This window comes from Janthinobacterium sp. BJB301, from assembly GCF_002735685.1.
Taxonomy (GTDB): domain Bacteria; phylum Pseudomonadota; class Gammaproteobacteria; order Burkholderiales; family Burkholderiaceae_D; genus Janthinobacterium; species Janthinobacterium lividum.
Window position 1 is genome coordinate 666,170 of record NZ_PDZJ01000001.1, and the last position, 26,477, is coordinate 692,646.

Here is a 26,477-nt window from a genome sequence, read left to right on the forward strand (position 1 = left end):
GGTGTTTCCTTGTTAGTTGTGCTCGATGCCGAGCAGGGTATTGATCTGCTGCGCGCTGACGGGGGCGCCGGCGAAGTCGTCGAAGATCTTGTCGGTCACGGGAATGATGTGGGCATTGATGAAGGCCACGCCTTCACGCGCGCCCACTTCCTGGTCCTTCAGGCAGCATTCCCATTCCAGCGTGGCCCAGCCCGCGTAATCGTTCTGCGCCATCTTCGAGAAGATCGCCTTGAAGTCGACCTGGCCATCGCCCAGCGAACGGAAACGTCCGGCGCGGTTTTCCCATGACTGGTAGCCGCCGTAGATGCCTTGCCGACCCGTCGGATTGAACTCCGCATCCTTCACATGGAACATGCGGATGTGGTCTTTATAAATGTCGATGAATTCCAGGTAGTTCAATTGCTGCAGCACGAAGTGGCTCGGGTCGAACAGCATCTTGCAGCGCGGATGGCGGCCCACGCGCTCGTAGAACATCTCGAAGCTGATGCCGTCATGCAGGTCTTCGCTCGGGTGGATTTCGTAGCACAGGTTGATGCCCTGTTCTTCGCACACGTCGAGGATGGGCAGCCAACGGCGCGCCAGTTCGTCGAAGGCCGCCTCGATCAGGCCGGGCGGGCGCTGCGGGAACGGGAACAGGTAGGGCCAGGCGAACGAGCCGGAGAACGTGCCCATGTCGGTCAGGCCCAGGCGCTTCGAGGCCATGGCCGCCAGTTTCACTTGCTCGATGGCCCACTCGGTGCGCGCCGCCGGCTGGCCGTGCAGGTGTGCCGGCGCAAAGCTGTCGCACAGCGCGTCGTAGGCCGGGTGCACGGCCACCAGCTGGCCGAGGATATGCGTCGTCAGTTCGCTGATGACGAGGCCATGGCTGGCCAGCATGGCGACCAGGTCGTCGCAGTATTGCTGGCTGTGCGCCGCTTGCGCCACGTCGAACAGGCGCGCATCCCAGGCGGGGATCTGCAGGGCCTTGAAGCCCATGCCGGCCGCCCACTCGGCGATGGCGGGCAGGGTGTTGAAGGGCGCCGTGTCGGCGGCGAATTGTGCCAGGTGCAGGCTTGGTCCTTGGATGGTTTTCATATCGGCTCCTATTGTTTGTCGATCGACAAAGAATAGGCGAAATTTTCCCTTCGGTCAAGCCCGTGATGCAAAATAAATCGGGAACGCGCCGTGGGCGCCAGGCGTTATACTGGCCGCCACTTCGCAAGCAGAGGATCAAGATGGCAGGAAGACCGAGGGAATTTGACCGCGCGCTGGCGCTGGAAAAAGCGCGCGACGCGTTCTGGACGCGCGGCTACGAGGGTGTATCGATGGCCGACCTGGTGGCGGCGCTGGGCATCGCCTCGGCGCGCATCTATGCGGCGTTCGGCTCGAAGGAACAGTTGTTCCGCGAAGCCGTGGAATTGTATGAAACGGGAGAAGGCGCCTTTGCCGTGCATGCGCTGGCGGCCAGCCTGAATGTGCGCGACGCGGTGACGCGCATGCTGGAAGAAGCGGTGCTGCTGTACACGCGCAGCGGCCAGCCGCAAGGCTGCATGGTGGTCACGGCCGCCACGAATACGAGCGCGGAAAACGCGGGCATCGCCGACTGGCTGGCGCAGCACCGCCGCGCACGCACGCAAGCCGTCATCGAACGCCTGCGCGCGGCGCAGCAGGCGGGAGAATTAAAAGGGGAGGCGGACGTGCAGGCTTTGGGCGACTACTATGCGGCCTTGCTGCATGGCCTGTCGGTGCAGGCGCGCGACGGCATTCCGGCCGAACGGCTGCTGGCGCTGATTGCGCCGGCGATGGCGCCTTTGGTGCTGGAAATGCAAAAACCAGACTAGCGTGTCGATAGTCGCCGTGGATGTTTGCTGCCTCAGGTCTTGACGTCGATCAGGCTGCCCAAAGCCTGGTCGGCCGCCTTGACGACATTCGCCGATAAATTAAAGCCGGCCTTGTAGACGAGGTTATCCGTCAGCTCGGACGCGAGGCCCACGCCGTTCGGCCGGCTTTCCGCCGCCTTGGCCGCATTCGCGTTGGCGCCGCTGACGCTTTCACTGGCGGCCAGCTTGCGCCCTTCGACAGACAGGGTGACGCCCGTGCCGGCCGGGCTGGCTTCCTGGAACTCGGCTTGTTGCGGCTGGAAGCCCGGCGTGTTCGCATTGGCGATATTGTTGGCGGCCACATCCAGCGCGCGCTGGTTGGCGGTCAGCCCCGAGGTACCGGTGGTGAGGGCGGATATGGACATGGCAACTCCTTCAGAATGCGCCCAGTTTACTCCCGCCAGCGGGAAAAGTGGTTGGTGCAAGGCAACAATTTTTCTTGCAGGCGGTTGCCGCAAAAAATAGGTGCATCACGTAATTTTTTTATATTGTTCTGTGGCATTTCGCTGCCTAGACTGGCAGGGAAGTCATCCACGGAGTCCGCCATTTTTCACCTGTTTCGTCCTATTTTCCTGGTTTTTCTGCTCAGCCTGCCTTGCCTGCCCCTGAAAGCCCAGCTTGCTCTCTCCCAGTTGCCGCTCGATGTGCGCCTGAACGAGCAGGTCATCATGGTGCCGGCCGGCGATGGCTTGCGCGAGATGCTGGAAACGACGGTGTTCCGTCCAGCCGGCCCCGGCCCGTTTCCCCTGCTGCTGATGAATCATGGTAAGCAGGCCGGCCCGGCCCGGCTGCAGGCGCGCGAGCGCTTCATCTATATGGCGACCGAATTCGTGCGCCGCGGCTATGCGGTGATGCTGCCCATGCGCGCCGGCTTTGCGCGTTCCACGGGCGCCTACCGCGATTTCGGCTGTGACATGCTGGGCAATGCCCAGGGCCAGGCGCGCGACATGCTGGCCGCGCTCGCGTATGCGCGCCGCCAGAGCTGGGTCGACCCGGAACGCATCGTCGTCGCGGGGCAGTCGTATGGCGGCATGGCGGCACTGGCGCTGGCCACCCGGGTGCTGCCCGGCGTGCGCGGCGTGCTCAATTTTTCCGGCGGCTTGCGCGTCGACATGCCCGGCTGCGACTGGCAAGGGGCGCTGGCCAAGTCCTTCGCCACCATGGGCGCCTACAACCACATTCCCAGCCTGTGGCTGTATGGCGCGAATGACTCGTATTTTTCGCCGGCCCTGGCGCGGCGGCTGTTCAATTCCTTTACCGGATCGGGCGGCCGGGCGCAATTGCTCGCCTATGGTCCGTTCAAGCGCGACGCCCACCTGACCCTGGGCAGCCGCGACGGCGTGGCCGTGTGGTTGCCCGCCACCGAGCGCTTCCTGCGGAAGATCGGCATGCCGGTGCGGCAGGTCTATCGCGTGGCCGAGGCGCCGTCGCCGCCCGCCACGCATTTCGCGCCGCAGGACGATATCGCCGCCGTGCCGTATCTGGAAGAGCAGGGGCGCGCCGCCTACCGCGTCTTCCTGGAGAAAACCGCGCCGCGCGCCTTTGCCCTGTCGGCCAGCGGCGCCTGGGGCTGGGCCGAGGAGGGTGAAAGCCCCGATGTGCGCGCGCTGGCCTCGTGCCAGCGCCGGAGCAGCCTGCCGTGCCAGCTGTATTCCGTCGATGAAAGCGTCGTTTGGCCGGTCGCCGGCGCCAGCGCGAGCGCCGCCGGCGGCGCGCAATAGGCGGGCTGCGCACGATAGTTGTCGCCGAAACGGGGGATGGGCGAATATACTAGGCGAAAAGGGAGGCGTTGCGCTTCCCGTCCGCCCTTATCATCAGCGAGAATTCACCCTTATGGCGTCATCCCCAGAAAACCTCAGCATGGCCGTGTTTTGCGACTTTGAAAACGTCGCGCTTGGCGTGCGAGATGCAAATTACGAAAAATTCGATATCAAGCCCATCCTTGAACGCTTGCTGCTGAAGGGCAGCATCGTTGTCAAGAAGGCATATTGCGACTGGGACCGTTATAAAAGTTTTAAGGGCACCATGCATGAGGCGAACTTCGAACTGATCGAAATCCCCCATGTGCGCCAATCCGGCAAGAATTCGGCCGACATCCGCCTGGTGGTCGATGCGCTGGACCTGTGCTACACCAAGGCCCACGTCAACACCTTCGTCATCATCAGCGGCGACTCCGACTTTTCGCCGCTCGTGTCGAAACTGCGCGAAAACGCCAAGCAGGTGATCGGCGTCGGCGTCAAGCAGTCGACCTCCGACCTGCTGGTGGCCAACTGCGACGAATTCATTTTCTACGATGACCTGGTGCGCGAGAGCCGCCGCACGGCCGCCAAGCGCGACGCGCGCGAAAGCCCGGCTGCGGCCGCCAAGCGTTCGCCGGACGAGGAAGTGCGCCGCAAGGAAAAGTACGAGTCGCGCAAGACGGAAGCGATCGAGATGGCTGTCGAAACCTTCGATGCGCTGGTGTCCGAACGGGGCGACAGCGGCAAGATCTGGGCCTCGATGCTGAAGGAAGCGATCAAGCGCCGCAAGCCCGATTTCAGCGAGTCGTATTATGGTTTCCGTACCTTCGGCAACCTGCTGGAAGAAGCGCAGACGCGCGGCTTGCTGGAATTTGGCCGCGATGAAAAATCGGGCGCCTATGTCTACCGCAGCAGCGGCCTGGTGGCCGTACCCGCTGCCGTGAACGGGGAAGCCGCCGGCGAGGCCATCGTTGCCGGCGAGACGGGCGTGACGGCGGAAGAGGGCAATCAGCGCGAAGGCGGCAGCCGCCGCGATTCGCGCCGCAATGGCCGTGGCGGCCGCAAGCAGAACGAACAACGCCGCGGCGAGTCCGCGCCACAGGCTTTCGTGCCGGTGGCCGACGCGGAAACAGTCGTCGTCGAGCAATATGCGCCGGCGCCGCAGCCGGAAGTGCAGCACGAAGTGGCCGAAGCCGCCGCCGAAACGGTGGCCGAGGTGGCGACGGAAGAAGGCAACGCCAAGCGCGGTTCGCGCCGCAATGGCCGCGGTGGCCGCAAAAATGGCGATGGCGGGCGTGAAGCGCGTGCCGAAGTTGTCGCCGTCGAGGTGGCGCCGGTGGTCGAAACCATGCCGGAGCCTGTACCTGAGCCTGTACCTGAGCCGGTAGTGGAAGCGAAGCCGAAAGCCAAGCCGCGCACGCCGGCCCGCAAGGCGGCAGCGGCAAAGAAACCGGCCAAGAAGGCGGCTGACGTCGTGGTGGAAGCCGCACCTGTCGTTGAAGCGGCGCCGGTGGAAGTGGCCGTTGTGGCCGAAGACAAGCCAGCCAAGGCGCCGCGCAAGACGCCGGCGCGCCGTCCTGCGCGCAAGAAGGCGGAAGAAGCTTGATTGACACCCCCCAAGCAGGTACTGGGGTCGGACCCTCAGGGTCCGACCCCGGCCTTTCTATTGGGGTGAAGTTGCGTCACCTGGTCCCCAAGCGTGTACGATGAGCCTGTCTTTAACGCGGCAGGCGGTGATGCATGTATTACGGTGAACGGTTCAACAGCATTTCCCATACGGTGGGCGCCGCGCTGGCGGCCATCGGCGGCGTCATCCTGATCGTCGTGGCGGCCCGCACGGGCGATGCCTGGAAAATCGTCAGCTGCAGCGTGTATGCGGCCATGCTGCTCACGCTCTACCTCACTTCCACCCTGTACCACAGCGTGCGCGGCAAGGCCAAGGCCGTGCTGCAGCGGCTCGACCACTGCGCCATCTACCTGCTCATCGCGGGGACCTACACGCCATTCATGCTGGTGACCCTGCGCGGGCCCTGGGGCTGGTCGCTGTTCGGCGTCGTGTGGGGCCTGGCCCTGCTTGGCATCGTTCAGGAATATGTGTACGCGAAAGGCGCGCGCATCCTGTCGCTGGTGATTTACGTGGCCATGGGCTGGCTGATCGTCATCGGCATCAAGCCGCTGCTGGCCGCGCTCGAGTGGAACGGCTTCCTGTGGCTGGTGGCGGGCGGCCTGTGCTACACGGGCGGCATCGCTTTCTATGCCACCGACCACAAGCTGCGCCATGGCCACGGCATCTGGCACCTGTTCGTGCTGGCCGGCAGTAGCTGTCATTTTATCGCCATTTTGTTCTACGTTGCCTGATGTTGGCTGCTGCCTTCACTGTTGCCATGATTCCATTATAATGGCGCGATATGTGAAAATAGCGCAACAATGCGGCAATAATAAGGCAACAATGGATATCAATTCGGACGACCTGAAAATCTTCGTCACCGTGATCGACAGCGGCACCCTGAGCGCGGCCGCCGTGCACCTGGGACAAACCACCTCGGGCGTCAGCCGCGCCCTGTCGCGCCTGGAAGACAAGCTGGCCACCTCGCTGCTGACGCGCACCACGCGGCGCATGGAGCTGACGGAAGAGGGGCAGCTGTTCCTGGACAAGGCGCGCGCCATCCTCGCGTCGATGGAAGACGTGGAAGAGTCGATCCGCATCCGCCGCCAGAAGCCGGCCGGGCGCCTGTCCGTCGATGCAGCCTCGCCCTTCATGCTCCATTGCGTGGTGCCCCACGTGGCGGAATTTCGCGCCATGTACCCGGACATCCGCCTGGAGCTGACCAGCAACGACCAGATCGCCGACCTGCTCGAGCACCGCACCGATATCGCCATCCGCATCGGCGCCCTGGTCGACTCGACCCTGCATGCGCGCCCCCTCAGTGCCAGTCCGCTGCACGTGCTGGCCACGCCCGCCTACCTGGCGCGCCACGGCACCCCGGCCACGCCGGAAGCGCTGTCCGGCCATGCGCTGCTGGGCTTTGCGCAATATGAACTGGGCAATAGCTGGCCGCTGCGCCACGAATCCGGCAACAGCCTGCAGATCGTGCCCGCGCTGGCCGCGTCCAGCGGCGAAACCCTGCGCCAGCTGGCCCTGCACGACCAGGGCATCGTCTGCCTGTCCGACTTCATGACGAAGGACGACATCGCGGCCGGCCGCCTGGTGCAGGTGCTGCAGCCGTTCTATACGGGCTACCGCCAGCAGATCCACGCCGTGTATTACCGCAATACGCAACTGGCGCAGCGCATCAGCTGCTTCCTGGAGTTCCTGCAACAGAAGCTGTAAGGCAGGGCATGAAGGCGAAGAGCATGGAGTGCCCCACCTGCGGCGAATATGGCGACCTGCTGCACGCAACGGTCAAGAAGACGGGGCAGGCGGTGATCGTTTGCACGGAGTGCGACTTGCTGTGGATGCATCCGCAACAGGACATCGATCCGGCCCGCGCGCTCGACGTGACGTCGTTTCTCGAGCAAGCGGGCATTGAGCCCGATTGGCAGGAACTGCAATTGGGTGCCAGGGTGCCGCCGCCGGCTACAGCATGACGTGCGTTTCTTCCGCCCGCAGCAGCGCTTCCACTTCGTGCGCGGGCAGCGGCCGGCTGAAGTAAAAACCTTGCGCCTCGTCGCAGCCATGGCGGCGCAGGTAATCGAGCTGCTCGGCCGTTTCCACGCCCTCGGCCACCACGCGCAGCTTCAAATTGTGCGCCAGGGCGATGATGGAAACGACGATGGCCGCATCGTCCGCGTCGCGCGCCACATCGCCGACGAAGCTGCGGTCGATCTTCAGCACGTCGATGGGGAAGGTGCGCAGGTAGGCGAAGCTGGAATAGCCGGTGCCGAAGTCGTCGATCGACAGCTTCACCCCCAGCGCCTTCATGTCGTGCAGCTGGCTGACGGCCAGCGCCACGTCGTGCATGAACAGGCTTTCCGTCAGTTCCAGCTCCAGGCAGGCGGGCGGCAAGCCCGTTTCCAGCAGCACGTCGGCGATCGACGCCACCAGGTTCGGCTCGTTGAACTGGCGCGCCGACAGATTCACGGCCAGGCGCAAGGTGTCCAGTCCCGCCGCATGCCAGCGTTTTACCTGCGTGCACGCTTCGCGCATGACCCAGGCGCCGATCGGCACGATCAGGCCCGTGTCTTCCGCCAGCGCGATGAAGCGCTGCGGCGCCACCATGCCCAGGTCGGGGTGCTGCCAGCGCAGCAGCGCTTCCACGCCGACGATGCGGCCGCTGGCCAGGTCCACCTGCGGCTGGTAATGCAGCACGAACTGCTCGCGTTCCAGGGCGTTGCGCAGCGCCGTCTCGATGCGCAGGCGCTCCAGGGTGGCCTGGTTCATGGCCGTCGTGTAGAACTTGATGTTGTTGCGGCCCTGTTTCTTGGCGCAGTACATGGCGATGTCGGCCTGCTCGATCAGGTTCTGCGTCTCGCCATTCAGGGTCACGTCGCCGGGCGCGTCGTAGCGCGACATGTCATAGACGGCCACGCCGATGCTGCAGGTGACGAAGAATTCCTTGCCATCCAATAGCACCGGCTGCGCCACGGCATCCATCACGCGCTGCACGATGGCGCCACTGAGCACTTCGTCCGCCTGTTCGCACAGGATGGCGACGAATTCATCGCCGGACAGGCGCGCCACCGTATCGCTTTCGCGCAGGCTGGCCTGCAAGCGCGTGGCGATGGTTTTCAGCAGCAGGTCGCCAGCCTTGTGGCCCAGGCTGTCGTTGACGAATTTGAACCGGTCGAGGTCAATCAACAGCACCCACAATGCGCGATTCTTGCGGCGCGACAGGGCCATCGCCTGCGCCAGGCGATCGCGCAGCAGGGCGCGGTTGGGCAAGCCTGTCAGCACGTCGTGGTGGGCGATGTGCTGGATTTGCTGCTCGGCCAGCTTGCGTTCCGTGATTTCCGAACCCGTGCCCCGGTAGCCGCGAAATTCGCCCAGCTCGTTGAACAGCGGTTCGCCATTGATGCTGAACCAGCGCAGCTGGCCATCGCGGTCCTGCATCGCATATTCGAGGTTGGAAAAGGGCAGGTGCGCTTCCAGGTTGGCGATATGCTGCTTGCCCCAGCGCGAATTGCGCATCTCTGCATTGTTGTCCCAGCGGGTCAGGCCGATGAAACGTTCCAGCGGCATGTTCGACTTGTCCGTGAAACCGCTGGTGATGTGGGTGAAGCAGAAGTTGGCATCCTGTTCCCAGTACCAGTCCGAGGACAGGGCCAGCAGGCGGCGGAAGCGCTTTTCGCTCTCCTGCAAGGCGCGCTCCGTGCGCTGGCGCGCCCGCACGTCGGCGCTGAGCAGCTCGTTGCTGCGTTTGAGGTCGGCCGTGCGCTGCTCCACCAGCAGTTGCACGCGGCGCGAACGCTGCGTCAGCGACTGCACGAAGGCGGCCGTCAATACGCTGAACAGCAAACCCGTGATCAGGGTAAACAGGGAGCCCAGATGGTCGGCCAGGAAGGGGCGGGGATGAGCCACCACGCGCACGTGCCAGGGCCGGCCGGCGGAAGCGAAGGCCCGGTCATAATGGCTGTGGTAGGCAAAGTGCAGCCAGCGGGGCAGCGACTCCCAGGCGCCGCCCGGTTCGTCGGCAGGCGCCTGACCATGCCGGAAGATCAATTGGCGCGGGTCGGCGCCGGCATCGGCGTAGACGCTCAGTTCAAGCTGCGAGTCGCCCAGCAGGTCGGCGCCGGCGAGGATTTTCTGCACCAGTTCCCCGGCGCGCACGATGACCGCCGTATCGCCGATCAATGCCGCGCGCCGCTGCTGTACCGTCTGCAGGGGCACGCCGTGGCGGTACACGGGGCGCACGATGACGAAGCCCTGCTGCGGTCCCTGCGCCAGGGCCAGCAGGCCGGTGGCGGTGGTCTGGCCGCTGACGATCGCCTGTTCCAGCGCGCGCGCCAGCACGCCGTTCGGGCTGACGTTCAGGCCGAAGGCGGGGCGGTTGCCCTGCAACGGTTCGAGGTAGTCCACCACCAGGTAGCTGGCGCGCGTCGTGGCGGGCACGACGACGCCATCGCGCATTTCCGTCATGGCGTAGTCGGGCACGATGCGCCGCAGCTCGGCCTCGAATGCCGCGCGCTGCGCATGCGGCACGATGCGGTGGAAATTGAAGGCCTGGATGAACGGGTGGCGCTGCAGCAGCGGCGTGGTGAAGTCGTGGAACTGTTCCCGTGTGACGGGCACGACGGCGGCAAACAGCTGGTTCGTCGTGGTCAGCACCTCGACGGCATCGTCGAGTCCCTGCTCGATGGCGGCCACCCTGGCGCTGGCGCGTTGCTGCAGGCTCAGGCTCATCTTGTCGTATTCGAGCTGGCTGATGGCGGCGAACAGCACGGCCGTCACGCTGACGCCGCAGGCAAAGGTCAGCGCGGCCGCGGCAGAAATCGACAATGGCAGGCGGCCACGCAGCATGGTTTTTCCTATCTCACTTCATGGATACATGGGTTCGGCGGCGCCTGCCGGCCCCACGCAGGCCGTAGTTTGTCATAAACCACATCCATCATGCTGATTTTGCACCAAATCACTGCTAATAAGCAACAATATCTATGGCCGGGCAGGGCGACTTTCAGTCGCTGCCCGCGCCTGACTGGCGGCGCACACGCCACAACTGCCAGGCCGGCAGCCAGCGGTTCAGGAAAGCCAGGCCGGCCATCCGCCGCCAGCGCACCAGGCGCACCACGCGCACGGCGCGGCCGCCGGCGCCTTGGCCTTGCTCCGGCTTGGCGGCGAAGATGATGCGGTTATTGCCCGCGATGCCGTCGAAGTGGCACACGGCACCGCGGAAGGTGAGCATCAGGCGCGCCAGCATGGCAGGGTAGTGCTCGTCATAACTGAACAGATTGGCCACCAGCACGCCGCCGGGCAGCAGCGCGCGCAGGCAGTCCGCATAGAAGCGCGCGCTGCCCAGTGCCGGCGGCAAGCCCGTCTCGTCATAGCCGTCGAGCAGCAGCACGTCGGCGCAGCCCGGATGCTGGCGGATATAGCTGACGGCATCCGTCTCGATGATGCGCAGGCGCGCGTCGTCGGGCGGCAGCATGAACTGCTCGCGCAGGGCGATCACGTCGGCGCGCAATTCCAGCACGGTGATGCGGGTGTCGGGCAGGTGGCGGTGGCAGAATTTCAGCAGCGAGCCGCCGCCCAGTCCCACCATCAGGATATGCCGCGGGCGCGGCACGAACAGGGTAAAGCACATCATGGCGCGCGCATAGCGCAGCAGCAGATGGTCGGGGCGCGACAGCAGCATTTCGCTCTGGATCATGCCGGGCTGGAATTCCAGGCGGCGCCGGTCGCCACAGGTATGCACCTGCGGGGCAAGTGGGGTGGTGCTTCTGTTTTCCGGCATGGGACGACTTCGCTGAGTGGACTGGGGGAGATGCTTTGTTGCATTCAGAGAAATCTGATAAGCTCCCGTGAGCATACCCGATTAATCCGCGCCGAGCATGCGTATATGTAGATGTATACGGCGCGCGGCGGCACGGCCGCGCAGTCGGGCACCATGGAGACAAGCATGTTTTTGGATCACCCCATTATTACGGCGACGAACAGTTTTACGGAGCCTGACCGCATCGAGCGGCTGACGCGCGTGTATGGCTACGCGGCGGCGCTGGCCGACCAGGCCGGCAATGTCGGCTTCATTGAAAAAGTGGCGCAGATCCACGATCACAAGGGCACCCTCATCGTGTTCTGGCACGAGGCACCCAGCGACGTGGAAAAGCAGTATTTCGTGCAGGCGTGGGCCAGCAAGGTCGGCGACGGCAGCACCAATGTCGAGCACGAAATCTGACCTGGCGCGCCGCGCCTGCGCATCGATAGCGTAGCCCATGGATATCAAGACCCTGGTACTGGCCCTGGCGCTCGGCAACCTGAGCCTGTGCGCGGCCCTGTTCTTCTTCGAGTACGAGCGCAAGAAGTCGCTCAGCATGTCCACCTGGGCGGTGGCCAAGCAATGCCAGGCCGTGGCCTGGTGCCTGCTGTACTTCCGCGGCGTGCTGCCCGATTTCTTCTCCATCCTGCTCGGTAACAGCCTGCTGTTTGCCGGCATGGCGCTCGATGCGGGCGCGTTGTGGCAGGCCGCCGGGCGTAGCGGCTGGCGCCGTTATGTCTTGCCGGCGCTGGGGCTGTCGGTGGCCCTGTTTGCCGCCTGCTACCTGTTCGACGTGGCGCCGCTGCTGCGCAGCGCCGGCGGTTCGCTGATCGTGGCCGGTTTCTTCCTCGCCGGCGTGGCCGCGCTGTGCCTGAAATGGCGCGAGGCGAGCATGCTGCGCCGCTTCCTCGTCGTCAGCATGGGATTGCTGTCCTTGCTGATCGCCGCGCGCGGCGTGCTGGCCGCCGTCATCCCCGATTTTGACGCGGAGCTGCTGCAGCTGGCCGGCTTCGGCGCCTTGTACCTGATGATGCTGACGAACGCCTTCGGCTATTTGCTGCTGTCGCGTGAAAAACTGGGCGGCGAGCTGGCGCGCCTGGAAGTGCTCGATGCGGCCACGGGCGTGCCGAACCGGCGCGGCTTTTACCAGGCGCTGGCGCCATGGATGGCACTGGCGCGCCGGCCTGGCTTGCCGACGGCGCTGGTGGTGCTCAATATCGACCACTTTAAAAGAGTCAACGACAGCTATGGCCATCCGGTGGGCGATGCGGTGCTGAAAACCATCGTCGACACGTGCCGCCAGCAGTTGCGCGACAGCGACCTGATGGGCCGCCTGGGCGGCGCCGAATTCGCCATCCAGCTGCCGCGCACGACCCTGGCCGATGCGCTGATGGTGGCCGAGCGCATCCGCGCCGCCGTCGAAGTGCTGCCCGTCAAGACGGAGCGCGCCGTGTTGCAACTGACAGCCAGCCTGGGCGTGACGACCATCCGCGCCGAGGACAGCACCGTCAGCCTGTTCAAGCGCGCCGACGAAGCGCTGCAGGCGGCCAAGCAGGCGGGCCGCAACAGGGTAGTGGAAGCGCAGGGTGCCAGCACCCTGGACATTTAATTCAGCCCAAGCCCGCCTACTTCTTGCGCGAACCGAGCCAGCTGGGTTCCTTGCCGCATTCCTTGGGCAGGAACAATGCATCGAGGCCGGGATCGCAGCGATGGTCAGGCGCCTTCATCGGTTCGACGGTCAGCCATTCGCTCTTGGGCAGGATCTTTTCTTCGCGTGGTTCCACGGGCGGCGCGGGCGGCAGGCTGTCTTGCCACCTTGGCTCTGCGGCAGGCGCGGGCGCGGTGGCCCAGTTCGCGTCGACCTGCGCTGGCGGTGTGTCCGCGTGTGCGGCGGCGCTCAGCAAGCTGCCCGCGAGGATGAATGCACGCATGGCGGCGCTGTGTACGGAAATCATGGTCTGTCCTTGGTCTGTGCCGCGAGGGCGGGCCTGGCATTATGAAGCCAGCCGGAAGCAAAAACACAAGAAAATTGCAACGGCATGTTACCAAAGGGACTATAGTTACTGGTAGCAAGCAGGTGCATCACAGCAATGCGCTCGAACGATGAGCAAGGCGCGGGGCGCCGCTACCCGAACGTGTGCATTCCCTAACTTTCATTTAAGCTAAGCAAGTTATGCTATCGAGCGCACGCCAGGCTGCCCTGTGCCGTCCGCACCGCAGTTCCTCTTTCTTACTCTTGCCAGGCCCATAATGAAAATGCTCAAATCCCTGCCTGTATGGCCGCTTGCCGCCCCCGTTGCCGGCTGGCTGTTCCTGTTCGGTTCCACCTTCAATGTCGGCGGCGCCTACCAGATTTTGCTGGTGGCGGGCCTGATCGGCAGCGTGCTGGCCGCCGTGTACCACGCGGAAGTGGTGGCGCACCGCATCGGCGAACCGTACGGCACGCTGGTGCTGGCGCTGGCCGTGACCTTGATCGAGGTGGCGCTGATCGTCTCGCTGATGCTGGCCGGCGGACAGGAAACGACAGGGCTGGCGCGCGACACCGTGTTTGCCGCCATCATGATCATCCTGAACGGCATCGTCGGCATCTGCCTGCTGCTGGGCGCCGGGCGCCACAAGGAGCAGACCTTCGGCCTGCTGGGCGTGAGCGCCTCGCTGGCCACCCTGGCGGCGATTGCCGTTTTGACCCTGGTGCTGCCGAACTACACCTCGAGCGCCGCCGGTCCCTTCTACAATTCCAGCCAGTTGATCTTCATCGCCGTCATTTCCCTGGTCCTGTACGGCACCTTCGTGCTGGTGCAGACGGTGCGCCACCGTGATTACTTCCTGCCCAAGGAAGCCGTCGGCGATGAAGAGGTGCATGCGGCGCCGCCCACGGCCACCGTCGCCTGGGTCAGTGCCGGCGCGCTGCTGGTGTGCCTGGGCGCCGTGGTGCTGCTGGCCAAGTCGCTGGCGCCCGCGCTGGAGACGGCGATCGCCGCCATGGGCGCGCCGAAAACCCTGGTAGGCATCGTCATCGCCGCCATCGTGCTGCTGCCCGAAGGCCTGGCCGCCGTGCGCGCCGCGCGCGCGAATCGCCTGCAAACGAGCTTGAACCTGGCGCTCGGTTCCGCGCTGGCCAGCATCGGCCTGACGATTCCCGCCGTGGTGGTGGTGTCGCTGGCCACGGGCCTGACGATTACCCTGGGACTCGATATCAAGTCGACGGTGCTGTTGCTGCTGTCGCTGATGGTGGCCACCCTGTCGCTGGGCACGGGCCGCACCACGGTCATGCAGGGCACGGTGCACCTGGTGATTTTCGCTGTTTACCTGTTTACCACCATCGTGCCGTAAGCTGCCGCACCGCTGCCGTTTTGTCACAATCCTGTCACGCCGCTGTCATACGATGAGGGTAGTGTGGTAGGATTTTTAAATCGTTTAAATGATTTATATAGTTTAGCAACTGAGTTTGCCAACTTTTTCAGTTGGCACAGTAATGACAAGACAAGAGGCCAGTATGTATGCAGCGGTGGACCTGGGGTCCAACAGTTTTCGTTTACACGTCGGCAAGCATGATGGCGACACGATCCGCGTGGTCAAGAGCGTGCGCGACCCGATACGCCTGGCCGCCGGCCTGGACGCCAATGGCGACCTGACCGAAGCGGCCATGCAGGGCGCCCTGGCTTGCCTGCAGCGCTTTCGCGTCATCCTCGCCGGCTTCGAACTCGATGCCGTGCGCGTGGTGGCCACGTCGGCCATGCGCGTGGCGCGCAACGGCGCCGTCTTCCTGCCGCTGGCCGAGCAAGCCATCGGCCATCCGATCGAAATCATCTCGGGCGAGGAAGAGGGGCGCTTGATCTACATGGGCGTGGCCAATGCGCTGGCCATTCCCGGCGAACGCCGGCTGGTGATGGATATCGGCGGCGGCTCGACCGAGCTGATACTGGGGCGCGGCAACGATATCGAACGGGTCGAGTCGTTCAGCCTGGGTACGGTCAAGCAAAGCCTGTCGTTCTTCATCGGCGGGCGCATCGACGCGCCGTCGTTCGAGGCGGCCATCCTGTCGGCGCGCAGCCATTTCGAGGATGCCGCGCCGCCGTACCGTCCGCAGCACTGGAAGACGGCCTACGGCTCTTCCGGCACCATCCGCACCATCGCCGACATCATCGCCCGCAACAAGCTGGGCGACGGCTTGCTCACGAGCGCCAGCCTCGATGCGCTGGCGCGCCGTTTCATTGAACTCGGCCACACCAGCCGCATCGACATGCCCGGCTTGCGCCCCGACCGCGCCAGCACCATCGTCGGCGGCCTGGCCATCTTGATCGGCCTGTTCCGCGAACTGGCCATTCCCGCCATGACGCCGATCGAGGCGGGCTTGCGCATGGGCGTGATGTGGGATTTGTACCTGCGCTCGACCAAGCGCGACCGCCGCGAACAGTCGGTGCAGGGCTGCATGGAGAAATTCCATATCGACCAGCAGCGCGCCGGCAGGGTGGCCGAGCAGGCGCTGGCCATGTATGCGCAGCTCAAGCCCACGTCCGACGCCCTGGTGAAATGCCTGCGCTGGAGCAGCCTGCTGCACGAAGTGGGCCTGGCCGTGTCGCAGACGGGCTACCACAAGCACGCCTCCTACATCGTGGAAAACGCCGACTTGCCCGGCTTTACCACGCGCGAACAGAAGACCATGAGCCGGCTGATCCTGGCGCAGAAGGGCAACTTGCGCAAGATCGGCGAAGTGCTGTCCGACCCCGATTTCGCCAAGGCCGTGCTGGCGCTGCGCCTGTCGATCTTGCTCATGCATGCGCGCATCGAAGCCGATTTCAGCGAACTGCGCCTGCGCATGAAGAACCGCATCGAACTCGACATCAAGCGCGGCTGGGTCGCACACCATCCCACCGTGTCGTTCTGGATCGAGAAGGAGCAGGAATTCTGGGATGAGGTCGGGGTCGATTTCACCATCCGCGCCAGTGCCTAGAAGGTCATGCCGTGCGCATGACTTGATGTGCAGCAAGCAAGATTTTAAAAAACAGTATATATTGTTTATATTATTTATTAGATTGGAAAATCCATGACCAAAACCATCCCAGCGAAAAAAGCCGACAGCGCGCCCGTATCGATGTTCCCTACCAGCGCCTCGATCAATGCGGCTGCGGCCAAGGCGGCACCGGCCGCGAAGCCCGCCGCTAAACCAGCTGCGAAAGCAGCCGTCAAGCCAGTGGCAAAAGCCGCCGTCAAGCCGGCGGCAGCCAAGCCAGCGGCGGTCAAGCCAGCCGTGGCCAAGGCGCCAGCCGCCAAACCGGCAGCGAAGGCCGCCGTTGCCAAGCCTGCGGCCAAAGCCGTCGTCAAAGCCGCCGTCAAACCGGCAGCCAAGCCAGCCGTGAAAGCTGTCGCCAAGCCGGCGGCCAAACCTGCGGTGAAAACCGTCGCCAAGCCGGCCGCGAAAGCCGCCGTTAAACCGGTAGCCAAGGCGGCCGCCAAGCCTGCGCCAGCGAAAAAAGCGCCGGTCGCCAAGGTCGCCGCCGTCAAGGAAAAAGCCCGCAAGCCGAAACTGGTGCGCGACAGCTTCACCATGCCGGAAGCGGAATACGAAGTCCTGGGCCAGGTGAAAAAAGCCTGCCTGAAGGCTGGTTTCGAGATCAAGAAAAGCGAATTGCTGCGCATCGGCGTGGCGCTGATCAGCCAGATCGACCTGGCTACCCTGCAAAACGTGCTGGCCGGCTTGCCGCAGCTGAAAACGGGCCGTCCGAAGAAGGATTGATGGCGCGGGCAGGGGCCGCCCCCTGTCTGCCCGTTCTGGTTTACCATGGGGCCTGTGCTAGTTCCCCCCATGGTTGCCATGTCAGAAGATACAGAGATTGAACGCGCCGGCTTTGTCGAGCGCGCCATTGTCCGCCACCAGGCGGGCATTTCTACCCCAGCCATCGACCACGTCGCCGAGGAAATTCCCGTCGCGCTGGTCTTCAATGGCATTTCCCACGTCGTCATGATGGCCACCCCGCGCGACCTGGAAGCGTTTGCCTACGGCTTCGCGCTGACGGAGGGCGTGGTGGCTTCCGCTGGCGCCATCTTCGACTGCGAAGTGTTCCTGCGTCCTGATTCCGCCGAAGTGGCTTTGAGCATCGCCCAGGAAGATTTCGTGCGCCTGAAGGACCGGCGCCGCCAACTCACGGGCCGCACGGGCTGCGGCGTGTGCGGCATCGATAGCATCGACATGCTCGATTTGCGGCCCGCAGCGCTGCCGCCGGCGCTGATCCACGTCGACCTGCCGGCCGCGCTGGCGCGCGCATCAAGCGGCTTGCGAGAACACCAGGCGCTGATGCGGGAAACGGGCGGCGTGCACGCGGCCGCGTGGTGCACGCCCGATGGCGAAATCGCGCACGTATTCGAGGATGTCGGCCGCCACAATGGCCTGGATAAACTGATCGGCCATTTGGCACTGAGCGGGGCGGACATGCGGCGCGGCTTCGTCTTCCTGTCCAGCCGCGGCAGCTACGAGCTGGCGCGCAAGGCGGCGCGCATGCAAATACCGTTGCTGGCGACGATCTCCGCGCCCAGTTCGCTGGCCATTTCCATCGCCACGCAGGCGGGCATGAAGCTGGTGGGTTTCTGCCGCCAGGATGCGTACGTCGATTACACGCCCGGGATCAGTATTTAGGCAGCACTGCGCTGCAGCAGCACGGGGACGGACTTCGACGTGGGCGTGCCGGCGCCGTCGGCCGTGCTGGCCAGCGGCACCAGCGCGTTCGTCTCCGGGTAATACGCGCCCAGGCAGCCGCGCGGGATGTCGTAGGCCACGAGCCGGAAGCAATCGGCGCGGCGCGCCACGCCATCGTCCCAGGCGCCGATCAAGTCCACCAGGTCGCCATCGGCAAAGCCCAGCATGGCGATATCTTCCGCGTTGGCGAAGACGACCTTGCGCGTGCCGTACACGCCGCGGTAGCGGTCATCCATGCCGTAGATGGTGGTGTTGTACTGGTCGTGCGAGCGCGTGCTCATCAAGACCATCAGGCGCTCGCCATGCCGCGCGCGGGCGCGGTGCAGCGGCGTGTCGAGGTCCAGCGGGGCGACGAGGAAGCTGGCCTTGCCGCTGGCCGTCTTCCACAGGCGTTCGCGCGACGCCACCGTCAGATGAAAGCCGCCCGGCTGCGCCACCCTGGCGTTGTAGTCGTAAAAGTCGTCAAATACCTTCTCGATATCGTCGCGGATGCGCGCATAGTCTGCCGCATACGCACGCCAGTCCACCAGGCTGCTCCCCACCGTCGCTTCGGCCATGCCGGCCACGATGGCCACTTCCGAGCGCAGCTGCGGCGAAGCGGGCGCATTGCGGCCGTACGAGATATGCACCATGCTCATCGAGTCTTCCACCGTCACGCCCTGCGCCACGCCGTGCTGCAGGTCGATCTCCGTGCGGCCCAGGGTGGGCAGCAGCAAGGCTTCCTTGCCGATGACCAGGTGGCTGCGATTGAGCTTGGTGGCCACCTGCACCGTCAGCGCGCACTGGCGCAGGGCGGCAAAAGTGAGCGGCGTGTCCGGCGTAGCCGCGGCAAAATTGCCGCCCAGCGCGATGAACACCTTGACCTCGCCGCGCTGCATGGCTTCGATACTGGCCACCACATCGTGGCCATGCGCGCGCGGCGGCTCGAATCCATATACCTGGCCCAGGCGGTCGAGGAAGGCCTTGGTCGGCTTTTCCTCGATACCCACCGTGCGGTCACCCTGCACGTTCGAGTGGCCGCGCACGGGGCACAGCCCGGCGCCCGGCTTGCCGATCTGGCCGCGCAACATCATCAGGTTCGACAGCATGCGGATGGCCGCCACGCTGTGCTTGTGCTGCGTCAGTCCCATGCCCCAGGTGGCGATGATGCGCTGGCCCTTGACGAAGATGTCCGTCAATGCCTCGATCTGCGCGCGCGCCACGCCCGATTCTTTCAGCAGCAAGTCCCAGCTTTCGGCCCGCAGGTCGGCGCGGAAGGCGTCGAAGCCGCTGCAGTGTTCCGCGATGAAAGCGTGATCGACGACGGCGGGCCTGCCTGCCGCCAGCGCCGCATCGTCATGCTCGACGACCCTCTTGGCGACGGCCTTGATCAGGGCGAAGTCGCCGCCCAGGGTCGGCTGCACGAACAGGCCGGCCAGGCGCGTGCTGCCCAGGGTCGCCATTTCCAGCGCGCTTTGCGGGTCCATGAAGCGCTGCAAGCCCCGTTCGCGCAGGGGATTGATGGAAACGATGCTGCCGCCGCGGCGCGCGCAGTCGCGCAGTTCGCCCAGCATGCGCGGATGGTTGGTGGCGGGATTCTGGCCGAAGATGAGGATGGTGTCGGCCAGTTCGAAGTCGTCCAGGGTTACCGTGCCCTTGCCGATGCCGACAGTGGCCGGCAAGCCGCGGCTGGTCGCCTCGTGGCACATGTTGGAGCAGTCGGGGAAGTTGTTGGTGCCGTACAGGCGCGCCATCAGCTGGTACAAAAAGGCCGCCTCGTTGCTGGCGCGGCCCGATGTGTAGAAGGCGGCCTGGTTCGGATCGGGCAGCGCGCCCAGGTGGCGCCCGACGAGGGCGCAGGCGTCTTCCCAGGAGACCGGCACATAGCGGTCGCTGGCAAGGTCGTACACCATCGGTTCGGTCAGGCGGCCGTGCTGCTCGAGCGCGTAGTCCGACTGTTGCAGCAGCTGCGTGACGGTATGGCTGGCGAACAGCTCCGGGCCGGCGCGGCGGCTGGTCGCTTCGGCGGCGACGGCCTTGGCGCCGTTTTCGCAAAAGGCGAACGTGGATGCGTGGTTGCGGTCGGGCCAGGCGCAGCCGGGACAGTCAAAACCGTCCGGCTGGTTTTGCGCCAGCAGCGCTTTCAGATTGCCGGGCGCGACCCGCTCCTGGCGCAGGCTGATGGCCACGTGTTTCAAGGCGTCCCAGCCGGCTGCCGGCTTGGTGTAGGGCGTGATGTGCGGTGCGTCCTGGTCTTTCATCATGTCTTTCGGCTGGGCGAGTGTGGTAATTATGCACGATCCCCGAATGACATTGACTTGCGTCACGGAAATGACATTCGGCTGTCATTTTCCTGACATATTAGACAAGTACGCTGGAGTCGTCTTGATCACAGGGGGATGAAACCATGCAGAACATAATCGCATCAAACGAAGCCAGGGCCCGGCCGGTCCAACTGGTGCTGAGCCAGGCCACGACAGCGGCGGAAGTGCGCGAAGTCCAGCGTTTGCGCTACAAGGTGTTTATCGAAACCATGGGATTGAGCTCGCTGGCCAATGCCGATGGCCTCGACAGCGATGAGTTCGACGCGCACTGCGACCACCTGATCGTGCGCGACGCCGATACCCTGAAAGTGGTGGGCACCTACCGCGTGCTGAGCGCGGCCAAGGCGGCCAAGATCGGCCGGCTGTATTCGGAAAACGAGTTCGACCTGAGCCGCCTGAAGAACCTGCGCGGACGCATGGTCGAAGCGGGCCGCGCCTGCATCCACCCGAAATACCGGGGCGGCAGCGTGATCATGCTGCTGTGGTCCGGTCTGGCCGAATACATGCGCCGCGAGCGCTGCGACTACCTGGTCGGCTGCGCCAGCATCAGCCTGGCCGATGGCGGCCATAACGCCGTCGCCGTGTACCAGGCGCTGGCCGAAAAGCACATGGCCCCAAGCGAGTACCGCGTCACGCCGCACCTGCCTTTCCCCATCCACCAGGTGGAAGCGGCGCACAAGCCGCAGGTGCCGCCGCTGATCAAGGGCTACCTGCGTTCGGGCGCCTGGATCTGCGGCGAACCGGCCTGGGACCCTGATTTCGAAAGCGCCGACATGTTCATGATGATGCCGCTGGCGAATCTGGACGAGCGCTATGCGCGCCATTATGGCGTGGTGCCTGGCTAAGGGCGGGAAGCGAGGACTGCAGCTGGCCGGCCAGCGCCTGCACGGCGCTGCGCAAGCCGGTGTCCGCGCTGTCGGGCGGCAGCAGTTCGAGCAGGAAGCGCAGCGGCGCCGTGATCGCTTCGGGTTCGCCGATGCTGCCGTGGCGCCGCACGGCGTCGTGATATAGCGCCAGGAAGGCGGCGCGCGCGGGCGCGTCGAAAGGCTGGCCGTCCGGCACCTGCCACAGGGCCGCCAGCAAGGCGGCGCGCACGGGGGCGCCGGCATCGATGGCGCGGTGTTCGTCCGCGTGGCGCTGGCGCGCATAGGCGATGGCGTCGTGCAGCAAGTCGCCCAGCTGCGGATCGAGCGCGCGCCAGGCGCTGTCGTCGGCATGGGCTTTCAGCAGCAGGGCGCCCGCCAGCACCTGGAAAATGAGGTCGCAGTCGGCCACGCCGCTGCGCCGCCGCGCTTCTTCCAGCGCGGCCAGGCAGGCATCCGTCATGCCGCGCAGGGCCGGCGCGCCGGAGCTTCCTGCGCCGCAGGCCAGGCGCGCCTGCAAGGCCCAGTAGCGTCCCAGCAGCGCCAGGCGCTGCGCCGTGGGCGCCAGCGCCACCAGCAGGTCGATATGCTGTTTTCCGTCCTGCAGCAACTGCCGGCCCTGTGGCATATCAGGCACGGCAGGCACTTCGATGCCGGCGCCCGCATCGAGGCCGCACAGGGCGGCGCCCTGGCGTATCTCCAGTTCCGCCCAGTGCGCCAGCGCGCGCAGGCCCACCTTGCCGTCGGCCGCGCTGTGCGCCGCCCGGTAGTGTTCGATGGCGCGCAGGGTGTTTTCCAGGCCACCGAGGCCGGCCCGCGTGGCGGCCATGTTTTCGCGGATGTCGGCGCAACCGAAGAAGCGCGCGCGCACGGCTTCCTCGATGCTGCCCAGCTTTTCCTCGATGGCCGCGCGGCGCGCAGGATCGGCGCCCGCCAGGCGCGCGTGCAGGGTTTCCAGGTCGGCCAGCAGGTGGCCGTGGTAGTGGTAGTCGGGCGCTTGCCAGGGCCGGCTCTGGGTGTTCGGGAAGCGGTAGCGGTCGTCGCCATACGCCTGGTAGGCGCCCCAGGTGTTCGACGCCGGGAACTGCAGGTACGCCGCTTCGCGCGCCAGGCGCACGGCGTCGCCGAAGTATTCGCCGCTCAGCATGGCGTGATAAAAGCTGTGCGCGAAGATGCTGGCCGCCTGGTCGTCGATGCGCCAGCCGGCCGCGATCACCGCCTGCGAGCCCATTTCAATGAAGGCCGTGGCCAGGCTGGCGGCCAGTTTCGACCATGGCGCGATGGCGTCGGGGCGCATGTCGCCCAGGTGGCAGCAATTGATGAAGACGAATTGCGGCACGCGTTTGAGCTTGCCCACCTGCGCCGCCGTCAGCCGCGTCTTCGGTCCCAGCACCAGGCCCGTATGGGCGATGCCGGGGCCGGCCACTTCGCCGTGGCCGGCCAGGTGAATGGCGAAATAGCGCTCGTCGAACAGATGCACCAGCACGCGCTGCGCCTGCGGGCGCAGCAGCTCGCGCACCTGGTAGCCGTACGCGCCGAACATGCGCGCCACGTCCTGCGCCTCGGCCTGCGCGGCGGGCAGCTCGGGCAGGCCGGAATCGGTATCGCCGATCACCAGCACGCTGTTGCTGGGCGGGCTGACGGCGGACGGCTGCTCGCGCAGGCTGGCCAGCTGGCGCACCATGCCGATGCGCGTCGACAGCGGGCTTTCCTCGCTGCCCGCCTCGTCGCGCATCAGCTCCCACGGATAGATGGCGGCGCTCTGGTCGACGGCCAGGATCAGGCCGCGCATCTCGGGGATGGCCGCCTTCAGGCCATTGGGCAGCATCAGTTCGTACAGGGCGCGCGACAGGCCCGGCTGGTCGGTGGTGTTGTCGGTGGCGTCCATGATCAGGCCATCGACGGCTTGCCGCTGGTTCGGCTCCTCGTCGACGCTGTTGTGGGCGCGGTCCGTCAGCACGGTGAAGCGCAGGGCGCCGGAGAGATCCGCGGCGACGATCTGCACGCGGCGCCAGCCATTGTCGCCGCTCAGGCTGGGCAGGATGCGCCTGTAGCCGCCCGGGCTGTGGCGGATGCGCTGTTCGAAGGTGAAGCTGCCCTGGTAGCGCGCCTCGGCCATGATCTGCTCGATGGCCATGGCGGCGGCGATGGCGCGCGCCTCCGACTGTTCGTAGATGGCGATATGGCCGATGCGGCAAGCCATGCCCGCGTCTTCCAGGCGCCGGTTGGCGCTGCGCGCGCCATCGAGCAGGGCCCGGGCGCACAGGGCGATGCTCAAGCCGCCATAGCCGGAGCCGGACAGCAGGCTGGCCACGCGCAAGCCGTGTTCGCCCATCGGCGGCGCGGCCACATGGCCGGCGGCGCGCACCTGCAGGCAGACGCACGCATATTCGAGCAGGCCGCCGGCAAAGGCGCGCGCCAGTTCGCCCGGCGTCAGTTCGCCCAGCGCGCCCAGTCCGATGACGATGGCGCCGCCGGGCCGGCGCGCCGCATCTGGTTGCAGCACCACCAGGGCGGAGTCGGGGCGCTGCGGAAAGCGCCCCAGCGCGTGGATTTCCTGCAGCTTGCCGGCCAGCAGGCGGTCCAGGAAACTCATGCTGCCGCGCAGCGATTCGGACGCGTAGCAGCCGCTCATGACGGGCGCGTCGGCCGAAGCCATGCTGCCGTGGATGACGGATAGGCTCAGCTGCGGCGCGCGGCTCTCCGGCGCGCTGGCGGGGCCGGCGGCGCCGATGGCCGCGTCGAGCAATTCCTGCGGCTGCGGGTACAGCGGCGTAGCGTCGGGGACATACGGATAGAAGCGGGGCGGGACGCCGCCAGGCGCGTGCGGCGAGTGCCGCGGCAGGGAGGTCCCCTGGCCGCTGTCGAGCAGCTGCGCGATGGCCGGGTAGTAGTCCTTTTGCAGCAGCAGGTCGCCATGCGCCACCGGCAGGTAGCAGGCCGCCACGCCGTCCGGCACCGCGCCTTGCCAGGCCGTGCGGCCATCGCCGTCCGGCGACCAGGCGGTCTCGATGCCGCCGTCGCGCAGGCGCAGCGCCACCGGCGTGTCGGCGCAGCCGGCCAGGTAGCTGCAATGGCGGGCGTCGAGCGGGGCCGCTTGCAGCAGGGCCACGGTGGCGCGCGCCGCGGCCAGCGCTGGCGCCTCGGGCGCCTGCCAGCCACCGGGCAGGCCCGCTTGCCCGTCGCCGGCGGCCAGCTGCGCCCAGGCGGCGGCGTCGAAATAGTCGATGCCGCCCCCCGCCTGCGGCCACGGCAGCATCTCCAGCATGCCGGGAAAGGCGCGCACGAAGCCGAGAAACTGGCGCCGCGTGTGCTTCCAGCCTATCCAGCACGCCAGCATCTGCACCAGCCGGTCGCGTCCCAGCAGCACTTGCACCATCGCCTGCGTGCCACGGTTGGCCGTGCCCACCTGCAGCAGGCGGCTGCCGGGCAGGGCGCCGAAGCGCTGCCAGCGGTCTTTCAGGGCCAGGCGCGCCACCAGCCCGCCCATGCCGTGGGCCACGATGCGCAGCGCCTGGCCGCGCTGTTCGGCGTCGCCCATGGCCTCGTCGAGCACGGGCAGGAAGGCGCTGCCGGAATGCTGCAGCGAGAGGCGCCAGTCGTAGGCAAAGGGCCGCACTTCCTGGCTTTGCGCGAGGAAGCGGGCAAACGGTTCATAGCAGGATTCGATCCAGCCGGCGCTGACGATGTGCGGCTGGCCCACGGCCAGGCGTTCGATGCGCCCTTCGACTAGGTTGACGGGGTCGAACCAGATGCGGTTGCTGCCCACTTGCAGGTGGCTGCCCAGCATGTCGGGCAGCAGCAGCACGATGGGCGCGTGCGCGCGCCGTTTCGGCACTTCGCCGCCGCGCCCCAGCGCGCCATGTTCCAGGCCGGCCAGCGGCTGGTAGCCGGTTTCGTCGCCCGTGAGCGCCTGCACGGTGGCCAGGCTGGACGGCGCGCGCTCGAAGTAGTTCAGGTGGTGCGTCTGCGGCCCGCGCAGCAGCAGTTGCCGCACCGGCGTGCTGCGCGTGGCGCCGCCGGCCATCGAGGCGCAATTGACCACCAGGTCGTTCTGCCCGCCGTACAGCTGTTCGCCCAGGCAGTCGCCCAGCCAGCCCAGCAAGCCATCGCCGCTGCAGGCGCCGGCCAGCACATGCAGCGGGCTGGCCACGCGCACGTCGGGCGCGTTGAGCAGCGCCACCAGGGGCGAGTCGGGCATCATCGCTTCCAGGCCAGGCAGGATGCGCGCGTCGCAGCGCTGCTGCACCACGGCCAGCAGGAATGCCACGGCGCCATCGGGAACGTCGTCCTGCAGCAGCAGGTTGAACATCACGCTGGCCCAGCGGTCCAGCCGGCCCGACATCAAGGTGGTGCCGCGCGCCGGGCAGGCCACGCGCACGAAGCGGGCGATGCGGATGGCGCGTTTCTTCAGTTCCACGCTCAGTTCGCGCAGGCGCGCCGCATCCTCGTCGTAGCCGCCGCGGCCGCCCAGCCGTGCCTGCGCCGTGAAGTGGTCGATATCGTGGCTGTTGAACGCTTCGCCCCCCACCGTGTTTTCGCTCAGCCGCTCCAGGCCGTCGCCGGCCAGGTCGACGGCGCCGCGGCTGTCGATGCGCTGCGCCCGCGCCAGCAATTCACCCACCAGGCCGCCGCGCGAATGGGCCAGCAGGTGCAGCACGGCGCCGTGCGGCAACTGGCGCACGAGGGCCAGCGCATTCTGGATGGGGCTGTCGCTGAGGCTGCGGTGCTCAAAGCCATAGATGCGGTTGCCGTACTGCGCCGCCAGTTGCGGCGCCAGGCCGTTGCGCCACAGGCCGCCAAAGCTGCGCTGGGTCGATGAGGCCGTGCCGTGCAACAGCAGCAGCACCGGTTCCGGCCCGGCGGGCAGGCTGGCGACGGCCGTCATGTTGCCGGCCTCGATGCCGCAGCGGTACAGGCCCAGGCGCTGTTCCAGCTGGCGGTCCTGGAAGGCGCCCGCCGCCGCCAGCGCCGTCATGGCGGCGGCGCCGCAGCGGTACACGCGCACGGCCCGCAGCATCCAGGCGCCCAGGCCGTCGCGGCTGGCGCCGGGCGGCTGGCGCGCCGCCTGCGGGCGCAAGGCCAGTCCCACTTCGATGCTGGCGGGCGCGCCGTCGCGCGCCGCCGTGGCCGGTCCCAGGTAGCGTGGCAGGTCCAGGCTGCCCGCCAGCAGCGAACTGCCGTCGCACAGCAGCAGTTGCACCACGTCGGACGGGCCGATATCGAGGGCGATGCGGCAGCTGCCGATGCCGCGCGCGCTGGATAGCACATGGGTCTGGCCATGCCAGCCGGGCGCGGCGGGGCAGTCGCCGGCATTGGCGAGGGGATCGCGCGTGAGCGTCAGGCGCAGCACGGGCGGCGCAAGAGGATCGCTGGACATGCGGTTGGGATCGCTGGTTAAAAGCTGACCTTGATGCCTGCGCGGACTATGCGTGTTGTGTCAGATCAAGTGTGAGTGGAAATGCTGGCTGGCGGGGCAATGCAGAGTGAAGGCGGGGAGGGTGCGGAACTGGGGCGGGAGGGCAGAGAAACGGTCAGCATGGTTTGGGCTGGGTCTCTTCGCTATCGTGCTCGGATGTTGTGCGGTGAGCGAACTGCGCGAATTTCATG

20 protein-coding genes are annotated in these 26,477 nt (G+C 66.2%); 13 read left to right on the forward strand and 7 right to left on the reverse strand.

Annotated features, from left to right (window positions below):
• Nucleotides 1-12: 12 nt before the first annotated feature.
• On the reverse strand, nt 13-1,074 hold the full coding sequence (locus CSQ91_RS03040) for a sugar phosphate isomerase/epimerase family protein (protein WP_070259049.1): 1,062 nt from the start codon (nt 1,072-1,074) through the stop codon (nt 13-15).
• Between the two features lie 140 nt (nt 1,075-1,214).
• Here CSQ91_RS03040 and CSQ91_RS03045 point away from each other — a divergent pair, with 140 nt between their 5' ends.
• The gene (locus tag CSQ91_RS03045) at nt 1,215-1,820 is read left to right on the forward strand and encodes a TetR/AcrR family transcriptional regulator (RefSeq protein WP_099387350.1); all 606 of its coding nucleotides are present in this window, start codon (nt 1,215-1,217) and stop codon (nt 1,818-1,820) included.
• Nucleotides 1,821-1,852: 32 nt separating this feature from the next.
• Here the strand turns inward: CSQ91_RS03045 and CSQ91_RS03050 are convergent, their stop codons facing one another.
• The gene (locus tag CSQ91_RS03050; RefSeq protein WP_034782850.1) at nt 1,853-2,224 is read right to left on the reverse strand and encodes a flagellar basal body protein; all 372 of its coding nucleotides are present in this window, start codon (nt 2,222-2,224) and stop codon (nt 1,853-1,855) included.
• A 267-nt stretch (nt 2,225-2,491) separates the two neighbouring features.
• On the opposite strand from CSQ91_RS03050, the gene CSQ91_RS03055 reads away from it, so the two are divergent.
• The 5 genes from CSQ91_RS03055 (at nt 2,492) to CSQ91_RS03075 (ending at nt 7,186) form a co-directional block, all read left to right on the forward strand.
• A complete protein-coding gene (locus tag CSQ91_RS03055; protein WP_257217201.1) occupies nt 2,492-3,580 on the forward strand; it encodes a dienelactone hydrolase family protein in 1,089 nt (362 codons plus the stop codon).
• A 112-nt stretch (nt 3,581-3,692) separates the two neighbouring features.
• A complete protein-coding gene (locus tag CSQ91_RS03060) occupies nt 3,693-5,204 on the forward strand; it encodes an NYN domain-containing protein (protein ID WP_080753391.1) in 1,512 nt (503 codons plus the stop codon).
• A gap of 134 nt (nt 5,205-5,338) precedes the next feature.
• A complete protein-coding gene (trhA, locus tag CSQ91_RS03065; RefSeq protein ID WP_034782847.1) occupies nt 5,339-5,956 on the forward strand; it encodes a PAQR family membrane homeostasis protein TrhA in 618 nt (205 codons plus the stop codon).
• A 91-nt stretch (nt 5,957-6,047) separates the two neighbouring features.
• Nucleotides 6,048-6,929 carry a LysR family transcriptional regulator gene (locus tag CSQ91_RS03070; protein ID WP_099387352.1) on the forward strand — a complete coding sequence of 294 codons (882 nt, stop codon included), beginning with the start codon at nt 6,048-6,050 and terminating at the stop codon, nt 6,927-6,929.
• Nucleotides 6,930-6,937: 8 nt separating this feature from the next.
• The gene (locus CSQ91_RS03075; protein WP_099387353.1) at nt 6,938-7,186 is read left to right on the forward strand and encodes a hypothetical protein; all 249 of its coding nucleotides are present in this window, start codon (nt 6,938-6,940) and stop codon (nt 7,184-7,186) included.
• Here CSQ91_RS03075 and CSQ91_RS03080 read toward each other — a convergent pair.
• The gene (locus CSQ91_RS03080; RefSeq protein WP_034782844.1) at nt 7,176-10,055 is read right to left on the reverse strand and encodes a bifunctional diguanylate cyclase/phosphodiesterase; all 2,880 of its coding nucleotides are present in this window, start codon (nt 10,053-10,055) and stop codon (nt 7,176-7,178) included. The two genes, CSQ91_RS03075 and CSQ91_RS03080, sit on opposite strands and share 11 nt — an antisense overlap.
• A 154-nt stretch (nt 10,056-10,209) precedes the next feature.
• On the reverse strand, nt 10,210-10,986 hold the full coding sequence (locus CSQ91_RS03085) for a transferase spermidine synthase (protein WP_034782842.1): 777 nt from the start codon (nt 10,984-10,986) through the stop codon (nt 10,210-10,212).
• 165 nt (nt 10,987-11,151) lie between these two features.
• Between CSQ91_RS03085 and CSQ91_RS03090 the strand changes: the two genes are divergently transcribed.
• Complete coding sequence (locus tag CSQ91_RS03090; protein ID WP_099388548.1) at nt 11,152-11,427, forward strand: hypothetical protein; 276 nt, start codon at nt 11,152-11,154, stop codon at nt 11,425-11,427.
• Nucleotides 11,428-11,464: 37 nt separating this feature from the next.
• A complete protein-coding gene (locus CSQ91_RS03095; RefSeq protein WP_099387354.1) occupies nt 11,465-12,616 on the forward strand; it encodes a GGDEF domain-containing protein in 1,152 nt (383 codons plus the stop codon).
• Nucleotides 12,617-12,632: 16 nt separating this feature from the next.
• Here the strand turns inward: CSQ91_RS03095 and CSQ91_RS03100 are convergent, their stop codons facing one another.
• Nucleotides 12,633-12,962, reverse strand: a complete 330-nt coding sequence (locus CSQ91_RS03100) for a hypothetical protein (protein WP_070279126.1) — start codon at nt 12,960-12,962, stop codon at nt 12,633-12,635.
• Between the two features lie 295 nt (nt 12,963-13,257).
• Between CSQ91_RS03100 and CSQ91_RS03105 the strand changes: the two genes are divergently transcribed.
• From CSQ91_RS03105 to fdhD, 4 genes are all read left to right on the forward strand, one after another.
• Nucleotides 13,258-14,340, forward strand: a complete 1,083-nt coding sequence (locus tag CSQ91_RS03105; RefSeq protein ID WP_099387355.1) for a calcium:proton antiporter — start codon at nt 13,258-13,260, stop codon at nt 14,338-14,340.
• A gap of 163 nt (nt 14,341-14,503) precedes the next feature.
• Nucleotides 14,504-15,961 (forward strand): Ppx/GppA phosphatase family protein, encoded by a 1,458-nt coding sequence (locus CSQ91_RS03110; protein ID WP_099387356.1) that lies wholly within the window; start codon nt 14,504-14,506, stop codon nt 15,959-15,961.
• A gap of 93 nt (nt 15,962-16,054) precedes the next feature.
• A complete protein-coding gene (locus CSQ91_RS03115; RefSeq protein WP_099387357.1) occupies nt 16,055-16,744 on the forward strand; it encodes a hypothetical protein in 690 nt (229 codons plus the stop codon).
• Nucleotides 16,745-16,813: 69 nt separating this feature from the next.
• Complete coding sequence (fdhD, locus tag CSQ91_RS03120) at nt 16,814-17,641, forward strand: formate dehydrogenase accessory sulfurtransferase FdhD (protein ID WP_083299576.1); 828 nt, start codon at nt 16,814-16,816, stop codon at nt 17,639-17,641.
• On the opposite strand, the gene CSQ91_RS03125 is transcribed toward fdhD, so the two are convergent.
• Entirely contained in the window at nt 17,638-19,944 is a 2,307-nt protein-coding gene (locus tag CSQ91_RS03125; protein ID WP_099387358.1) for an FdhF/YdeP family oxidoreductase, read from the reverse strand. The genes fdhD and CSQ91_RS03125 overlap by 4 nt on opposite strands.
• Nucleotides 19,945-20,087: 143 nt before the next feature.
• On the opposite strand from CSQ91_RS03125, the gene CSQ91_RS03130 reads away from it, so the two are divergent.
• The gene (locus tag CSQ91_RS03130) at nt 20,088-20,849 is read left to right on the forward strand and encodes a GNAT family N-acetyltransferase (RefSeq protein ID WP_099387359.1); all 762 of its coding nucleotides are present in this window, start codon (nt 20,088-20,090) and stop codon (nt 20,847-20,849) included.
• Here the strand turns inward: CSQ91_RS03130 and CSQ91_RS03135 are convergent.
• On the reverse strand, nt 20,782-26,247 hold the full coding sequence (locus tag CSQ91_RS03135) for a CHAT domain-containing protein (protein ID WP_099387360.1): 5,466 nt from the start codon (nt 26,245-26,247) through the stop codon (nt 20,782-20,784). The two genes, CSQ91_RS03130 and CSQ91_RS03135, sit on opposite strands and share 68 nt — an antisense overlap.
• Nucleotides 26,248-26,477 lie beyond the last annotated feature (230 nt).

What these genes read in the sequence shown, in the direction of transcription:
- CSQ91_RS03075 (WP_099387353.1), top strand. Translation starts at nt 6,938, where the DNA reads ATGAAGGCGAAGAGCATGGAGTGCCCCACCTGCGGCGAATATGGCGAC.
- CSQ91_RS03135 (WP_099387360.1), bottom strand. Translation starts at nt 26,247, where the DNA reads ATGTCCAGCGATCCTCTTGCGCCGCCCGTGCTGCGCCTGACGCTCACG.
- CSQ91_RS03085 (WP_034782842.1), bottom strand. Translation starts at nt 10,986, where the DNA reads ATGCCGGAAAACAGAAGCACCACCCCACTTGCCCCGCAGGTGCATACC.
- CSQ91_RS03115 (WP_099387357.1), top strand. Translation starts at nt 16,055, where the DNA reads ATGACCAAAACCATCCCAGCGAAAAAAGCCGACAGCGCGCCCGTATCG.
- CSQ91_RS03060 (WP_080753391.1), top strand. Translation starts at nt 3,693, where the DNA reads ATGGCGTCATCCCCAGAAAACCTCAGCATGGCCGTGTTTTGCGACTTT.
- CSQ91_RS03105 (WP_099387355.1), top strand. Translation starts at nt 13,258, where the DNA reads ATGAAAATGCTCAAATCCCTGCCTGTATGGCCGCTTGCCGCCCCCGTT.
- trhA (WP_034782847.1), top strand. Translation starts at nt 5,339, where the DNA reads ATGTATTACGGTGAACGGTTCAACAGCATTTCCCATACGGTGGGCGCC.
- CSQ91_RS03050 (WP_034782850.1), bottom strand. Translation starts at nt 2,224, where the DNA reads ATGTCCATATCCGCCCTCACCACCGGTACCTCGGGGCTGACCGCCAAC.
- CSQ91_RS03040 (WP_070259049.1), bottom strand. Translation starts at nt 1,074, where the DNA reads ATGAAAACCATCCAAGGACCAAGCCTGCACCTGGCACAATTCGCCGCC.
- CSQ91_RS03080 (WP_034782844.1), bottom strand. Translation starts at nt 10,055, where the DNA reads ATGCTGCGTGGCCGCCTGCCATTGTCGATTTCTGCCGCGGCCGCGCTG.
- CSQ91_RS03070 (WP_099387352.1), top strand. Translation starts at nt 6,048, where the DNA reads ATGGATATCAATTCGGACGACCTGAAAATCTTCGTCACCGTGATCGAC.
- CSQ91_RS03045 (WP_099387350.1), top strand. Translation starts at nt 1,215, where the DNA reads ATGGCAGGAAGACCGAGGGAATTTGACCGCGCGCTGGCGCTGGAAAAA.
- CSQ91_RS03090 (WP_099388548.1), top strand. Translation starts at nt 11,152, where the DNA reads ATGTTTTTGGATCACCCCATTATTACGGCGACGAACAGTTTTACGGAG.
- CSQ91_RS03100 (WP_070279126.1), bottom strand. Translation starts at nt 12,962, where the DNA reads ATGATTTCCGTACACAGCGCCGCCATGCGTGCATTCATCCTCGCGGGC.
- CSQ91_RS03095 (WP_099387354.1), top strand. Translation starts at nt 11,465, where the DNA reads ATGGATATCAAGACCCTGGTACTGGCCCTGGCGCTCGGCAACCTGAGC.
- CSQ91_RS03110 (WP_099387356.1), top strand. Translation starts at nt 14,504, where the DNA reads ATGTATGCAGCGGTGGACCTGGGGTCCAACAGTTTTCGTTTACACGTC.
- fdhD (WP_083299576.1), top strand. Translation starts at nt 16,814, where the DNA reads ATGGTTGCCATGTCAGAAGATACAGAGATTGAACGCGCCGGCTTTGTC.
- CSQ91_RS03125 (WP_099387358.1), bottom strand. Translation starts at nt 19,944, where the DNA reads ATGATGAAAGACCAGGACGCACCGCACATCACGCCCTACACCAAGCCG.
- CSQ91_RS03130 (WP_099387359.1), top strand. Translation starts at nt 20,088, where the DNA reads ATGCAGAACATAATCGCATCAAACGAAGCCAGGGCCCGGCCGGTCCAA.